At 54.0% G+C, this 15,388-nt stretch carries 14 protein-coding genes; 11 read left to right on the forward strand and 3 right to left on the reverse strand.

Going from position 1 to position 15,388, the window contains the following annotated elements:
* The first annotated feature begins 64 nt into the window (after positions 1 to 64).
* The 5 genes from hrpB to MKX64_RS20025 all read left to right on the forward strand — a co-directional run bounded on the left by hrpB (position 65) and on the right by MKX64_RS20025 (position 6,423).
* Positions 65 to 2,569, forward strand: a complete 2,505-nt coding sequence (gene hrpB / locus MKX64_RS20005) for an ATP-dependent helicase HrpB (protein WP_155618099.1) — start codon at positions 65 to 67, stop codon at positions 2,567 to 2,569.
* 346 nt (positions 2,570 to 2,915) lie between these two features.
* Positions 2,916 to 3,278: a helix-turn-helix transcriptional regulator gene (locus MKX64_RS20010; protein ID WP_095266205.1), complete on the forward strand. Its 363-nt coding sequence runs from the start codon at positions 2,916 to 2,918 to the stop codon at positions 3,276 to 3,278.
* Positions 3,279 to 3,315: 37 nt separating this feature from the next.
* A complete protein-coding gene (locus MKX64_RS20015) occupies positions 3,316 to 4,326 on the forward strand; it encodes a Gfo/Idh/MocA family protein (protein ID WP_095266206.1) in 1,011 nt (336 codons plus the stop codon).
* Positions 4,327 to 4,488: 162 nt separating this feature from the next.
* Complete coding sequence (locus MKX64_RS20020) at positions 4,489 to 5,769, forward strand: MFS transporter (protein ID WP_095398797.1); 1,281 nt, start codon at positions 4,489 to 4,491, stop codon at positions 5,767 to 5,769.
* Positions 5,770 to 5,853: 84 nt separating this feature from the next.
* Positions 5,854 to 6,423, forward strand: coding sequence for a winged helix-turn-helix domain-containing protein (locus MKX64_RS20025; RefSeq protein ID WP_095266274.1), 570 nt, complete (start codon positions 5,854 to 5,856; stop codon positions 6,421 to 6,423).
* 118 nt (positions 6,424 to 6,541) lie between these two features.
* Here MKX64_RS20025 and MKX64_RS20030 read toward each other — a convergent pair whose 3' ends face one another.
* Complete coding sequence (locus MKX64_RS20030) at positions 6,542 to 7,096, reverse strand: TraR/DksA C4-type zinc finger protein (protein WP_155618098.1); 555 nt, start codon at positions 7,094 to 7,096, stop codon at positions 6,542 to 6,544.
* A gap of 200 nt (positions 7,097 to 7,296) precedes the next feature.
* On the opposite strand from MKX64_RS20030, the gene MKX64_RS20035 reads away from it, so the two are divergent.
* A complete protein-coding gene (locus tag MKX64_RS20035; RefSeq protein WP_095398799.1) occupies positions 7,297 to 7,674 on the forward strand; it encodes a DivIVA domain-containing protein in 378 nt (125 codons plus the stop codon).
* A gap of 47 nt (positions 7,675 to 7,721) precedes the next feature.
* On the opposite strand, the gene MKX64_RS20040 is transcribed toward MKX64_RS20035, so the two are convergent.
* Positions 7,722 to 8,228, reverse strand: coding sequence for a cupin domain-containing protein (locus tag MKX64_RS20040; RefSeq protein ID WP_155618097.1), 507 nt, complete (start codon positions 8,226 to 8,228; stop codon positions 7,722 to 7,724).
* 386 nt (positions 8,229 to 8,614) lie between these two features.
* On the opposite strand from MKX64_RS20040, the gene MKX64_RS20045 reads away from it, so the two are divergent.
* The 4 genes from MKX64_RS20045 to MKX64_RS20060 all read left to right on the forward strand — a co-directional run bounded on the left by MKX64_RS20045 (position 8,615) and on the right by MKX64_RS20060 (position 13,498).
* Positions 8,615 to 9,502, forward strand: a complete 888-nt coding sequence (locus MKX64_RS20045; protein WP_155618096.1) for a BglG family transcription antiterminator — start codon at positions 8,615 to 8,617, stop codon at positions 9,500 to 9,502.
* A gap of 14 nt (positions 9,503 to 9,516) precedes the next feature.
* Complete coding sequence (locus tag MKX64_RS20050; RefSeq protein WP_095266212.1) at positions 9,517 to 10,017, forward strand: PTS sugar transporter subunit IIA; 501 nt, start codon at positions 9,517 to 9,519, stop codon at positions 10,015 to 10,017.
* Between the two features lie 440 nt (positions 10,018 to 10,457).
* Complete coding sequence (nagE, locus tag MKX64_RS20055; protein WP_095266214.1) at positions 10,458 to 11,924, forward strand: N-acetylglucosamine-specific PTS transporter subunit IIBC; 1,467 nt, start codon at positions 10,458 to 10,460, stop codon at positions 11,922 to 11,924.
* Between the two features lie 191 nt (positions 11,925 to 12,115).
* Complete coding sequence (locus tag MKX64_RS20060) at positions 12,116 to 13,498, forward strand: amino acid permease (protein ID WP_095266215.1); 1,383 nt, start codon at positions 12,116 to 12,118, stop codon at positions 13,496 to 13,498.
* A 15-nt stretch (positions 13,499 to 13,513) separates the two neighbouring features.
* Here the strand turns inward: MKX64_RS20060 and MKX64_RS20065 are convergent, their stop codons facing one another.
* Positions 13,514 to 14,140: a LysE family transporter gene (locus tag MKX64_RS20065; protein WP_155618095.1), complete on the reverse strand. Its 627-nt coding sequence runs from the start codon at positions 14,138 to 14,140 to the stop codon at positions 13,514 to 13,516.
* A 276-nt stretch (positions 14,141 to 14,416) separates the two neighbouring features.
* Here MKX64_RS20065 and MKX64_RS20070 point away from each other — a divergent pair, with 276 nt between their 5' ends.
* A complete protein-coding gene (locus MKX64_RS20070) occupies positions 14,417 to 15,322 on the forward strand; it encodes a DUF72 domain-containing protein (protein WP_095398804.1) in 906 nt (301 codons plus the stop codon).
* Positions 15,323 to 15,388 lie beyond the last annotated feature (66 nt).

Below are 15,388 nucleotides of genomic sequence, written 5' to 3' on the forward strand. Positions count from 1 at the left end.
GTTCAACTCTCTATTATAATAAAAAGTACTTCAGAAAAATAGGATAGGATGACGTGAGGTTCATATGAATAATTCCTTGTTACCGATACATCAAGTGCTGCCCAGACTACAAGCCGCTTTATCCGAAGGGTCGGTCGCTGTGCTCATTGCGGAGCCTGGCGCAGGCAAAACGACACAAGTTCCGCTGGCTCTGCTTAAAGAGCCATGGCTTGGAGATAAGAAGATCATCATGCTGGAGCCGAGGCGCCTTGCTGCGCGCACGGCCGCCCGTTTCATGGCTTCTGCCATGGGCGAGCAGACCGGGGAGACGGTCGGCTACCGTGTGCGTTCGGAAAGCGTTGTCGGCCCGTCTACCAGAATCGAGGTGGTGACCGAGGGCATTTTGACCCGGATGTTGCAAAGTGATCCTTCGCTCCCGGACGTCGGGATGATCATCTTTGACGAGTTTCACGAGCGAAGCCTTCCGGCTGACACGGGGCTTGCGTTTGCGCTTGAATCCCGCGCTGTGCTGCGGGAGGATCTCAAGCTGCTGGTGATGTCCGCCACGCTTGATGCGGAGCCTGTCGCCCGTCTGCTGGGCGGGGCTCCCGTCATTCGGAGCGAGGGTCGAAGCTACCCGGTGGAAACGGTCTACTGGCCGCAGTTCAGCGCAGCCGGGAAAGATCTGCCTCACTCGGTTGCCCGAGCGGTTCTCCAGGCGCTGCACGAGCAGGAGGGGGACATGCTGGTGTTTCTCCCCGGCGCAGGAGAGATCCGGAGGACGGCGGCAGCGATTTCGGCCGGCCTCACGGGCACCGGTGTCGTCATTCGGCCGCTGTACAGCGCGCTGCCGTTTCGCGAGCAGGATCTGGCGATTCGGCCGGATGCGGAGGGCCGGCGCAGAATCGTGCTCGCCACCTCGATTGCGGAGAGCAGTTTAACGATTGAAGGCGTGCGTGTGGTGGTGGACAGCGGTTACGTCCGGACAGAGCTTGTATCTCCGCGCACTGGCCTGCCGCAGCTCGTCACCAGACGGGTGTCCAAAGCCTCGGCCGATCAGCGCCGCGGCAGAGCCGGACGTCTGATGCCCGGGGTATGCTACCGGCTGTGGAGCCCGGAGGAGCATGCCAGGTTGCCGGACATGGAGGTGCCGGCAATCCGGCAGTCAGATCTGGCTCCGCTGGCGCTGGAGCTGGCTGCCTGGGGAACGCGCGACCCGGAGCAGCTCGCATGGCTGGACCCGCCTCCGGCCGCCGCGCTCGGGTCGGGGCAGCGTCTGCTCCGGCGACTCGGAGCCCTGGATGAGCGCGGCGCGATTACCGATCACGGACGGGAGCTGGCCACCCTTGGCCTGCATCCGCGCCTGGGGCATATGCTTGTGAAAGCGAAGGCGCTCGGAGCTGCCGCGCTCGCTTGCCGACTCGCCGTGCTCCTGCAGGAGCGGGATCTGCTGCGCGGAAGCGAGGCTGCCAGAGACTGCGACATGAGGACGCGGCTTGCGCAGCTGCTGACTTATGAGAGCGCCGGACGGCTCTCGCAAGCGGACGAGGAGCAGCTGCCGGCCATGATGCGGGAGGTCAAACGACTGGTCCGGCAGCTTCAGATTGACGAAGGAGAACGGGTGGAGCCGGAGCTGTGCGGCCTGCTGTTATCCTTTGCCTATCCGGACCGCATCGGCAAGAACCGGGGGGATGGATCCTTCCTTCTGGCTAACGGCAGGGGGGCCAGGCTGGCCGAGCTGCAGCCTCTGAGCCGCGCTTCATACCTAGTTGCAGCCGCTATTGACGACAAGGGAACCGACGGGCATATCCAGCTTGCGGCTGAACTGGATGCGGCGATAATCGAACGCCATCATCCGGAATCCATCCTTGTTCATAAGGAGGTCAGATGGGACGCAGGCGCGGGGGCGGTCAGGGCGAGAAAGAGCTGGAAGCTGGATGCGATTGTGCTCAAGGAGACGCCGGACCCGAATCCGGCAGCGGAAGAGATCGCAGCAGCCGTGCTGGACGGTATGCGATCCGAAGGTCTGGGACTGCTGCAATGGGGTAAGGCTGACCTTCAGTACCGGGAGAGAATGGCCTTCATGCATGCCCATAATCCCGATTGGCCGGACGTATCGGATGAAGCGCTGCTTGACCGCATGGAGGACTGGCTGCTTCCCTTCCTGGATCGGGTGGAATCCCGGCGCGATTTGCAGCGGCTGAAGCCATCAGCGATGCTGGAGCAGCTGCTGACCTGGGATCAGCGCCGCCTGCTTCAGTCCGAGGCGCCGACGCATATCCAGGTGCCGAGCGGCTCGAAGATTCCGGTCGATTACAGCGATCCGCAGCGGCCGGCCCTCGCCGTGCGGCTCCAGGAAATGTTCGGATTAAGCGAGACGCCGCGAATTGCAGGCGGGAAGGCGGCGCTGACGATTCACCTGCTGTCGCCCGCCCAGCGGCCGGTTCAGGTGACTTCGGATCTGGCAAGCTTTTGGGCTCATGGATATTTTGAAGTGAAGAAAGATTTGAAAGGGAGATATCCGAAGCATTACTGGCCGGATGATCCGTTAAAGGCCCAGCCGACGAGCCGCGTCCGGCCCAAGTCATAATCCCGGGGAGGACAGGCGTGTTTTGCCGCTGGCAGATGAGGGTAATGGTTACATATTGATGAGAGCAAGCAGCCTGCTTCCGCTGCGATAAGCGCATGATGTTGATCGGGACGAGGGGCAGGCGGCTTGGCTGATCAATATTCTGTAATTTCACTATATGAAAAATTCACAGAAATAAAATGACGGGTATGCCGTATCCCCTGCTCCTTCGTCCACTTAGCTACTTTTCGTGCTCCAGCTTCCTTCTCCCATGCCGTTATAAAAGCGGGCTTCCGTTATGCACCAAGGGAAATGTTGGTTTATAATGGTTACAAACGGACAAGCTGCGGGAAAGGAGACGGGACGGATGGCATTTATGATTGCGCAAAGAGCGTTTATTAAACTGTATCTGATCACGATGGTGGAACAGCATCGCGGGTACGGCTATCAGATGCTGGAGGAGCTCAGGCAGCAGTTCAAGAGTCATGGCTATGCGCCGCCGCAGAGCGAAATCTATCGTGCGCTGCATGAGTTGGTGCAGGAGGGAGTGCTGTACCGGACCAAGCAGCTGAAGGGAAACGACCCCCGTGTCGATTTCCAGGAAATCGTGCTGTACCATTTTACGGCGGACGGTGCGGAAAAGGCTAAGCTGTACAAACAGCAGGTGAAGCAGGATCTGGATCGCTGTCTGGGCATTCTTCATAAAGCGGTGAATGACAACTACGGATGACCTGAACATCCATCGCAACCAAAGGAGGAATGACCCTATGGGGAAAAAACTGCGCTTTGGGATTATGAGCACGGCTCGGATTGCTAAAAATTCAATGATACCCGGGATATTGAAGTCTGAACGCTGCGAGGTGGGGGCGGTGGCCAGCCGCGATGCGGCCAAGGCCAAGGATTTGGCGGATCGTTATCAAATTGGCAAGTCCTACGGCTCCTACGATGAACTGTTGGCGGACCCTGAGATTGATGCAGTCTACATTCCGCTGCCGAATCACCTTCATAAATCGTGGACCATCAAAGCCGCGGAAGCGGGAAAGCATGTGCTGTGTGAAAAGCCGGCAGCGCTGACCGTAGCCGATGTGCGCGAGATGGCCGAGGCAGCCCGGAAGAACGGCGTGCTCTTCGCGGAAGCCTTCATGTACCGTTATCATCCGAAGCATGCGCGGGTGCGCGAAATTATCGAGAGCGGGGAGATCGGGGAGCTGCGCGGCATACACGGCTCGTTCACCTGCAACAATGCGGATGATAAAAGCAATGTCCGCTACAGCAAGGAGATGGGCGGCGGTTCCATCTATGATCTGGGCTGTTATCCGATCTCGGCTGCGCGGATGATCTATGGCCGCGAGCCGCTCGCTGTGACGGCCCATGCGCTGTTCTCCGAGGAGCATGGCGGTGTCGATATGATGGTGCATGGCATGATGGAGTTCGAGGGCGGTCTTGGCCTGACATTTGAATGCGGCATGTGGACCTATGCTCGCTGCTCGCTGGAAATCGCCGGGACAGAGGGAAGAATTGAACTGCCGTCAGCCTTTGGCTGGGAGCGGATGGAGCATATGAGCCAGATTCTGGTTCATACGCCGAAAGGAACGCGGGAGGAGAAAGTCGGCATCTACAATCACTTTGCACTCCAGGCCGATGCGCTGGCTGCTGCGGTGTTCGATGGAGCCCCGCTTCCTTACGGTCCGGAGGATGCCATTCGCAATATGAGCGCGCTTGAAGCATGCCTGACTGCGGCACATTCCTCATCGCGCGTGCAGGTTCTCACAGAATAAGAAGGCATACCGCATTTCAACGTAAATCGTCCTGATCAGGGCGGTTTATTTTTTTTGTTGCAATTTTCCTCCACATCGTTAAAATAAAATTAACGTTAAAATTATTTTAACGTTATAAAAATATGAACGTTTGTATAATTTTAACGAGAGGAAGATGGAAAAGTGGAGAGGACCGCCGTATTGGAACAGAAGCAAGGGCTGCGCGAGCTGATGAAGATTCGCTCGTTCATGGTGTATGTCGCCGCTCAGACGATGACGAGATTCGGGGATTCCGTGGATTCGATTGCTTACAGCTGGCTTGTCTACATTCTGACTGGTTCGGAGCTGCTGATGGGATCCTTGTTTGCTTTCAATTTTGTGCCTAATCTGTTATTCAGTCTGTTTACAGGAACGCTCGTCGATCGTTGGTCGAAAAGGAAGGTGCTGGCTGCGGTATATATCGGGCGGGGCGGGATGGTGGCTGTGACCGCAGCGCTGTATGCCTTGGGATGGCTTGAAGTATGGCATTTATTTGCGATCACCTTTATCATCTCCACGCTGGAGTGCTTCTCCAAGCCGGCCGAGATGTCGGTTGTGCCTAGGCTGCTGCCGAAGGAGCAGCTGCTGGCCGGCAATTCAATCTTCAGTTCCTTGAATCGAACGGCGGAGCTTGTTGGCTTATCGGCTGCCGGGGCGCTGATCGCTTTCATCGGAATATCGGGCACAATTCTGGTGGTCAGCGTCACTTTCACTGCTGCAGCGGTGACCGTGCTGACGTTGAGGGGGCTGGACGCCCAGGATCCGGCAGCTGATGAAGAGGAGAAGGCAGGCGGGGCGGTGCAGAAGAGCAGGACCATGATCGCGGATATTAAAGAGGCGCTTGCCTTTGTGAAATCCCATTCCTTGCTCCTTGGCACCACGGCGCTGGCTGTCGTCATTAATTTCTGTGTGGCGCCGCTTAATGTGCTTCAGCCCGTCTATGTAAGAGAGTCGCTCGGAGCGGGCAGCGCGGGGATGAGCGTGCTCGGGACGGCGCTGCTGCTCGGCATGATTGCCGGCAGTCTCGGGGTCGGACAATACGGCAAACGTTATAAAAAGAGCACGCTGATCTTTACCGGCTGTGTCCTGCTTGGCGCATGCTATGCTGCGCTCAGCATTCCGGTAATGCTGCCCGCCTATCGCCTGGAGACCGCGGCGGTGTTCATGTTCTTGCTCGGGGCTTCCGTCAGCATCCTGAATACTCCGATTTCCACCTACCTGATGGAGGTCACGCCCCGACATATGCTCGGCCGCATCGGCTCGTTGCTGGGCGTGCTCAGCACGTTGGCCATCCCGCTGGGAGGCTTTCTTACAGGGGTGGTCGCACAATATCAGACACCGCAAACGCTGTATATGATCATGGGGCTGTTCATGTTGCTGCCGGTGATCGTTCTGGGCAGGCGGAAGAGTTTTCGGGAAATCTAGTATGGGGACACTTTGATATTTCCCCATCCACACCCTATAATAAGAGACGGTAACTATTCTCAATCCGGAACTGGGGTGTTCGATGTGGAAACGAAAGAGCTGAGAACGCTGGAGGAAGTTAAAATATATTCGGATCCATATCGTCTCCAAATTTTGCAATTGATGCACAAAATGAACCGTCCGGCTACGGTGAAGGAGATTGCCGACGAGATCGGGGATGCGCCGGCCAAAGTGCATTATCATATGAAGAAGCTGGAGCGGATCGGCATGGTGTCCATGGTGTCCACCAAGGAGATTAACGGTATTATTGCGAAATATTACGAGCCGTTTGCCGGAATGGTGCAGATTAAGCATGCCACCAAGGAAGGCCATGGCGAAGAGCCGATGATCAAGGAACTGATTCGCTCGGAGACGAACAAGCTGCTGTCCACGATTTTTAATCAGAACAAGGAGCATTTCTTCAAGCAGATGGAGCAGTCCGAACCGTCGGCTGGAAATATGATAACGAGCACGCTCTACATGACGGAGGAAGAGAACAAGCAATTCGTGCTGGAGCTGGATCAGCTGATTGAGAAATACAAGAGGAAGCGCGATGAAGAAGACGTTCATGAATATGAGTTCTTTACCACGATGGTTCAGAACAAAAGGAAATAGCGTCATTGCAGGCAGAAAGCTGGCCCCGACCGGGAGCCAGCTTTCCATTCTATTTTCTGCGAATCTTTCATATTCATGTATAGAGAGGGACAAGCTTCAATATGGGACGGAGGCGACCTTAATCCTTGTAATCATCGGTCCCCGGCTGTGGCGACAGTGCAGGCGAGGTGGACGTTCCGTAATCCTGGACGGCTTCCCATGCGCCAGCATCGTCGAATTGGCCGGCATTCCGCTGACGATTAACCCCTGCGCCCGAAGGTGGAGGCGTCATGACCTGTTCTTCTACAGGGCGTGAGTCCTCGGAGCTGTGGCTGGATGCATGCTCGATGCAGTGAATCGTGCTCGGCAGCGCCTCCAGCCGTTCATAGGGAATGTCCCGGCCGCACACGGCACAGGTGCCGTAGCTGCCTTCGTCCATTCGTTGGAGGGCGGTATCAATCCGATCCAGCTCTTGTGCCTGCTTGTCATGTATGGCGAGATCGCGACTGCGTTCGAACTCCTCGGTGGCCAGGTCAGCAGGGTGATTATCGGCTGCGCTCAGTTCCCCGGTCGAATCGCGAAGAGAATCCTCGCCGGATTGCTCCGGAGACCCGATCAGCTGTTCCAGCCTTGCTTTGTCCTGAAGCAGACGCTGTTCAAGTTCGTTCAATTGCGGTTGTGTCAACGCACTCATCGTGAGTCTCTCCTTTCGAGTCGTTCTATGTTTTGCATTACCCGCATGGACGGGACGGCAATCAGACTTTCGGAAGGACAGGGAGGTGTTTTTGGAACTTTCTCTAAAAAAGCCCCGGGGTGGTTTTATTCTAAGACCCGGATATGATATAAAAAAGGTAGCAAGTTACTGGCTGCATCAACGGATGGAGGTAAATCGCAATGGATGAGCATATGAAACGCCGATTAGACAAGCAGAAGAAACTTTTTCGGCAGCTGGGTATTCAATTGGATGCTTTGTCAATCCATGAGAAGGAATTTTCAACCAAGCTTCGCGGCTACGATCAGGAAGAGGTCGATACCTTTCTGGACGATGTGATAAAAGATTACGAGCGTTTTTACGCCACAATTTCCGACTTGATGGATAAATGGCAGGAGCAGCAGATCATCATCCGGGATTTGAAGGCCGGCATCAAGCCTGAGCCTGAACGGCCGACCCTGGACCCGCTCAAGCTGGAGGAGACGGTGGCCAGACTTGAAGCGGACCTGAAGATTTTGAAGAAGCAGATTCGCCCGGAAGAGAAGTTCTTTATCGAGTGAACTACATAGATTTGATGCTGCAGAACAAAAACCACGATGCAACGCGTTTAACGGTTGATCGTGGTTTTTCGTTGGTTGGCCAGCCACGGCGGGGATGGGGAGACAGCGTTCTGCCCGGATTTTAGCTGAGTTGTCTGATTCGCCGCCTGTTCCATCACCGGATAAATTTCACCTGAACGCCACGGCAGCAGCTCTTGTTGATGAGGCCTGTCCTGATTGTAGATCAGAAGGAGTTTCGTGCTCGGGGTTAGCGGTGTCAGCCAGTGGTACCATCCCGGTGGCGCATACGCGGCTTGACCCGGCTGCAGCAGGTAGATATGCGGGTTCTGCGCGGAAGGATCGGCAAGCGCGTAGCTTATTTCTCCGGATAAAAGGTAGCATAGCTCCCCGGCATCCGGGTGGCTATGGGGTGGAAGATGACCGCCGGGCTCCAGATGAACCTCGCTCACACATATCGATTCCATATGCGGAAGCTGCCCCGAGGAGAGATGGGCATAGCCTCTGCCCCGAAGGCTGCTGGCCTGGCTTCGTAGATCATAGCGATGTCTTGTCATCGTTATCCAGGACTCCTTCTTTGCCAAAAATAGATGAAGAGGGATTATTCTATCTTATTCCAGGTCCGCTCCAGGTAGAATCGCTTTGAGCCCATATTACAGGCCGGGTTGTTGACGATAGGAAGCATCGCAAGAAGGTGCATGTCCGGATAGATGTAATGGACGGGCACGGGAAAAAAGATCGAACATTGACGAAATCCGTGCAATTGTTTATGATGGCAATATCTATTTATATGGCGTGTTACCTTTACAGGGCATGAGCCAAGAAGAGATTCCCGTTAGCGGGTGTCTTATTCTTGGCTTTTTGTTGTGGATTCCCTGAAATGATCCTTGTCCATAAGGTTATGGCATCATCCAGGCATACTATACAGGAAAGGGGGAAGAACATGCGCGGAGACGAGACATATACAGTAGTACGGATCATAGGCAATAATGTGGTGATGGTGCACGGCGGAGCGAAAGCTTCGGAGTATGTCATACTTGGCAAGGGCATCGGCTTTGGAACAAAAATCGGCGATGAGGTGTCTTTGGATGACTCCCGCGTAGAGAAGCTTTTCAAGCTGGAGGATCGGGACCAATTGAATCAGTTCCATGATCTGCTTGAGGAGTTCGACCCCCTGGTCATGGAGGTTGCGGACAGCATCATTAACAGCATTTCTCAGGAATTTCCGGGCACGCTAAATAACAAGGTGTATCTGGCCCTTCCAAGCCATATCCAGTTTACTGTATTTCGTATTCGCAAAGGCATGGACATTATCAATCCTTTTCTTGAGGAAACCCGAATCAGCTTCCCCAAGGAGTACGACATTGCCGCCAGAGCGGCCGCAATGATCGAAGAAGCGTTTCACATCGAGGTTCCGGAGGATGAAGTCGGTTTTTTGACCTACCATGTCTATTCGGCTGTCAGCCATGTGCCGGTCGGACAGCTTGTCAAAGCCTCAAACCTTGTCAGCCGCCTCGTCGATACGATTGAGCAGGAGCGGAAGATCGAGTTCAACCGGAGCAGTATGGATTATGTCCGGCTGCTGACGCATTTGCGTTTCTCGGTGGACCGGATCATGAACCAGACAATGGATGTTGACAATCCGTTTGCCGATCAGATTCGCAGCAGATTTAAGAGGGAATATGCACTGGCCAAGCGTCTGGGTACTTATATGAAGCAAGACTTGAACCGGGAAGTTCCGGAATCAGAGATCTGCTTTCTGGCGATGCATCTGTATCGCTTGTTTCAGGGAAGGAAAGCCTCTAAAGATGACCCCAAGAAACCACATTAAGGGAGGAAACCATCATGTTTGGAAAATGGAAGAAGAAAAAAGCAGCTTCACCTATCGAGATCAAAGCTCCGCTGACAGGAAAGGCGGTGCCGCTGTCCGAGGTGCCTGATGAGGCTTTTGCCGCAGGACATATGGGACAGGGCATTGCGATTGAGCCGGCCGAAGGCCGGTTGGTGGCTCCTTTTGACGGGACAGTCGCGCATGTAATCAAATCCAAGCATGCTGTCATGCTCGAAGATGCACAAACGGGACTGCAGTATTTGTTCCACATCGGCATCAACACCGTCGGTCTGAAAGGCGAGGGCTATACAAGCCATGTCAACACAGGCGATCAGGTGAAAGCTGGTCAGGTGCTGATCGAGTTTGATATGGAGGCGATCCGAAATGCGGGCTATCCGCTCATTACTCCGATCATCGTCACCAATGCGGATGAACTGGCTTCCAAGGTGGAAGGCCAGACGGGACATGTTGCTGCCGGTCAGGATGTTGTCCTGAATGTGGAGCTTAAAGCATAGAATATGCTATATAGGCTGCGCTGGTATGAGCAAGACCGTAAAAAACTAGGAGTCTATAATAAGTATTGACAGCACTGACATGCTGAATTAAGCTTGAACACAGCATTATATCATTCATTGGCGTGTTACCAGTTGTGGGCATGAGCCAAGGAAAGTGAACCTGATGACGCAGGTTTCTTTTCTTGGCTCTTTTTTTGCTGCTATTTTTCTTCCGGATCACTTCTCGCATGGCAGAATAGTTCCTGCTCACTTGCCGGATGATAATCGTAACCGCCGGAATAATTATGAATTTTGTCCGCAACTAGCCGGGCAGTAATCAGGTAATAAACCGCTGACGATCAGCTTGAAGTTGAGCAGCAGGCCTGCGACGGCAGGCAGACGCGTCATTTTGAAGACGGTTTTACAATAAACCATTTTAGATCAGAGAAAGGATGATTTGAATGTTAGCCAAGTTACAAAGGCTGGGGAAATCGCTGATGCTTCCTGTGGCGACATTACCGGCAGCCGGGATTTTGCAAGGTTTTGGCCTCATCGATTATGAGAATGACCTTCATCTCGGGGCAGCAGTCGGTGGATTCTTGAACACGTATTTTGCTCCCTTCTTGAATGCAGGGGCAGGAGCGATATTTGGGAATTTGGCGCTTATTTTTGCAATTGGGGTAGCGATAGGATTTGCAGGGGATGCCGTAGCGGCGCTGTCAGCTCTTATTGCTTATCAAGTATTGATCAATGTGATGGATGCAGCTCCGGCTGCTTTCGGTTGGATTCCGGATGATACCAGTCTAAATATGGGGATTCTTGGCGGTATTATAGCGGGGATATGGTCAGCGTACCTGTACAAGAAATTCCATAATATCAAACTTCCTGATTGGCTTGGCTTCTTCGCAGGTAAACGTTTTGTTCCGATCATTACAGCGGCGAGCACGATGGTGCTGGCCGTATTGATCGGCATGATCTGGAGTCCGATCCAGGAAGTGATCAGCTCATTCGGCATGTGGGTGGTCGGCCTTGGCGGCATTGGCTCATTTGTGTTTGGCGTTGCCAACCGCCTGCTGATCCCGATCGGGCTGCATCATGTTATCAATGCAATCGCCTGGTTTCAAATCGGCGACTTTACGAATGCGGCCGGTGAAGTTGTGCACGGTGACTTGCACCGCTTCTTCGCCGGAGACAAATCGGCCGGCATGTTCATGACGGGCTTCTTCCCTATCATGATGTTTGCCTTGCCAGGGGCAGCTTTGGCATTTGTCCATACCGCAAAACCGGGGAAAAAGAAAATTGTTGCCTCCATCTTTATGGGTTCGGCGCTGGCCGCGTTCCTGACAGGCATCACCGAACCGCTGGAGTTCACTTTTATGTTCGTAGCGCCGATCCTATATCTGGTGCATGCAATCTTGACAGGGGTAGCGGGTTACATTATGTACGCCTTGGATGTGAAGCTCGGCTTCGCATTTTCGGCAGGCTTGATTGACTATCTGGTCAATATGAAGCTTTCGACGAATGCCTGGCTTCTCATTCCGGTCGGTCTTGTCTTCTTCCTCGTATACTACTTCCTGTTCCGGTTCATTATCCAAATGTTCAATCTGAAAACACCGGGCCGATCTGACGACCCGAATGAATTTGAGATGGACAGCGATGCCGGGGAAGCTGGTTCAACCGCCACCGCCTCGACAGACAGCAGGGCAGCCAAAATTTTGACTCACATCGGGGGCGCTGACAACATCGAATCTGTGGATGCGTGCATTACCCGCCTTCGCCTCGTTGTCAAGGACGATCAGGTTGTCAATGATGCAGCGCTGAAGCAGCTTGGCGCATCAGGGGTCATGAGACTAGGCAAAGGCGCAGTCCAGGTTGTGTTCGGTCCGCAATCCGAGTCGATCAAGGACGAGATCAAAAAAATGCTGTAGGGCAACACATGAACCGGCAGGGCCGGAGACGATAGTCTCCGCCCTGCTTTTTATATATACATACAAGAGAAAGACAGCGGGTTCATTTATTAATTGGCCGTTGTGTACATAATGTCGAAGCAAACCCTTCATACTAGATTCAACTGTGCACAAAATCGCTCTGTGTGTGAATCGGGTAGGGAGGACAGAACGTGGAACATACTAAACATCGTAAACGAACTGAAAATACGCTGACCTGGTGGCAGCTGGCGCTGCTGGGGGTCGCCTCGACGATTGGAACCGGTTATTTTCTCGGCTCCAGCCTGGGGATTCGGCTGGGCGGACCGGCCGTTCTGATCTCGTTTGTGCTTGCGGCAATCGCTACGTTCATTGTTTTTGACGTGCTGGCACGCATGACAGCCGAAGATCCGCGTGAAGGATCGTTTCGTTCCTATGCCAAAAAAGCCTACGGCCGCTGGGCAGGCTTCTCGTCGGGCTGGATGTACTGGTGCTCGGAAGTGCTTATTATGGGCAGCCAGATGACGGCGCTCGCGATCTTCTCGCGCTTCTGGTTTCCTGCTGTTCCGATGTGGATATTTGCGGCCGGCTATGCCGTCCTCGGATTGTTGGTCATTTGGATCGGGAACAAGGGCTTCGACCGGCTGGAGAACGTGCTTGCTGTCATTAAGGTGGCGGCGATTGTGATGTTCCTCGTCATTGCCGCTGCGGCTCTGATGGGCTGGCTAAGCGGCGGCACACAGCCGAAGGTGCCTGCGACGGCAGGAGAATGGTTTCCGACGGGCGCGCTGGGCCTGTGGTCCTCCCTCATCTTTGCTTTCTATGCTTTTGGCGGCATCGAGGTGATGGGGGTGATGGCCATCCGGCTTAAAGATCCGAAGGAAGCGCCGAAATCGGGCCGGGTCATGATACTGCTGCTCTCGATTGTGTATGTGATCTCGCTTGGACTGTCGCTGATGATGGTGTCATGGCGTCAATTTTCACCGGAGAAAAGTCCGTTTGTGGTCGCGTTAAGCTCGTACGATCTTCCGTTCATCCCTCATATCTTTAATGCGGTGCTCATCGTGGCCGGCTTCTCCACCATGGTAGCGTCGTTGTATGCGGTGACGACCATGCTCGTGACGCTGTCCGAGGACAAGGATGCGCCGAAGCTGTTCGCCAAAAAGAAATTCAAACGCAAAACTCCGGTGTTCGCGCTTGGATTGACCGCTGGAGGACTGATCGTATCGATTGTTCTGTCGCTCATTATGCCGGGGAAAATCTATGAGTTTTTGACGACAGGCGCAGGACTGATGCTGCTGTACAACTGGTTGTTTATTCTGATCTCCGCCGGAAGAATACTGAAGCTGTCTGTCTGGGGTCAGATCAAACGCTATACAGGAATGCTGCTCATCGTGCTGGCCGTTGCAGGCACCGCCTTCCATCACACCAGCCGGCCGGGGCTCTGGATCAGTCTGGCATTTGCTGCAGTCATCTTGATCGTGGTGCTCATCATGCAGTACATCTGGCGGAAAGCCGAGAAGCGCCAGAAGGAGCATGGCAATGACTCCAGGCTGCGGCCGAAGCCGGTCAGATGAGCGCCATGAAGCGGGTTATCCAAACAGGGCAAACACAGCCCGAATTCCAAAGTAGATGCCGAAGCCGACGAGGGATAGTCCGGACAGAATGGAGATCAGGGCAAGCGCGCCGTCGCTCAGAAACTTGCGGAAGGTGCTGGACAGCGTTGCCATGAAGAAGTCCCAAACAATGACGCCGAGAATGACCGCCAGGCTGTAGAGCATCAGATCGCCCGTTCCGTGGTCGGCAGCGGTTTTGACCAGGACAGAACCATAAATGCCAAGCCAGAACAGAATCGTCATCGGATTAGAGATGGACATGAGGAAGCCGGATACAGCCGATTTCCACAGCGACTCTTCCCCCTTGGCCTCGCTGATGGAGACGGTCTTGGAGTTCAGGATGCTCTCTATGCCTGTATAGATGAGTACAAATGCGCCAAAGAGCCACAGAAACGTCTGCATGAACGGTGTCTCAAGAAAATGGACAACGCCGAGATACACCATGGCCATGTACAGGATGTCCGCCGTCACCGCACCGATACCGAACATCCACGCATGCCAGAAGCCGCGTTTGATTCCTTTGTCGAGCTGAGCCGCATTAATCGGGCCGATTGGGGCCGAGAGGGACAGTCCAAGAAGCATGTAGCTTAAAAATAAACTCATCGTTATCCACCTGCCGTATCATTTATTATTACGAAGACTGCGAAGGCTTGTACGATCACTGTTTGTTCCCATTGTATTCAGGGGCATGTCCTATTTATGACACCATGAACGAAATAATTGATGGATTGCCGCTGAATAACCGCGCCGTTGAGGCGCGGTTTTATTTGGGCTTCAAAGTCTGGTAGGATATAGATTGAAGTTGGGACATCAGGGTAAGTATGAGGTAGCGTCTCTATAGAAACGCTGGCCGTTATGGAACAGATGGAGTGAGTGCTTATGTCGAGTGAAGGACTTGCGCAGCGTGTACATATCGGGTTGTCCGGCTGGGGCGATCATGACAAGCTTTACGATGAAGGCGCGAAGGCCGGTGATAGGCTGGGGATGTACGCGCGGCATTTTCCGGTAGTGGAGATGGACAATTCGTTCTACGCTATTCCCTCTCCGGAGCAGATGGGCAAATGGTGTGATCAGACGCCGGAAGGCTTCGGATTTATTGTGAAGGCTTTTCAAGGGATGACCGGACATGACCGGGGCAAGGGGAAAAGTTATTACCCGAACACAAAGGCGATGTTTGATGCGTTTAAGCAATCGGTGGAGGTGCTGAGGGAGAAGGGGAAGCTGCGAGCGGTCCTTTTCCAGTATCCGCCATGGTTTCAATGCGAGCGCAAGCATGTTGAAATATTGAAGCGGACCCGGGAATGGATGGGCGACGCTCCGCTGGCGCTTGAATTCCGGCATCAAAGCTGGTTTGAGCCGGGGATGCGCGAGAAGACGCTGGCATTCATGCAGGACGAGGGCTGGATTCACAGCATCGTGGACGAGCCGCAGGCAGGAGCCGGCTCCGTGCCGACTGTCCTTGAGCCGACCCGTGAGGATGCGGTGATGATTCGTTTACACGGCCGCAATATGAACGGGTGGAATTCCGGCGGGCAGGAGAACTGGCGCGAGGTGCGGTACCTGTACCGCTACAATGATGAAGAGCTTAGAGAGTGGCGGGATCACGTGCTCAAGCTGCTTAAGCATGTGCGGCAGTGCTGGATGATTTTCAACAACAATTCCGGCGGCGATGCCTCCGACAATGCGAAACAGCTGCTGCAGCTGCTCGGCATGGACAGCGGTCCCGAGCCGCTCAGGCAATTGGACTGGTTTGAATTACCCGGTATTTCTCAGGAAATAGAATGAAATGGAAACTCATACAAAAGTTATGTTGAAGAAAGGCGAAATCGTCAATATTTTGTCGCAAATCCA

Origin of the sequence: Paenibacillus sp. FSL M8-0334, assembly GCF_038000405.1 — a bacterium.
Lineage (GTDB): Bacteria > Bacillota > Bacilli > Paenibacillales > Paenibacillaceae > Paenibacillus_AQ > Paenibacillus_AQ campinasensis.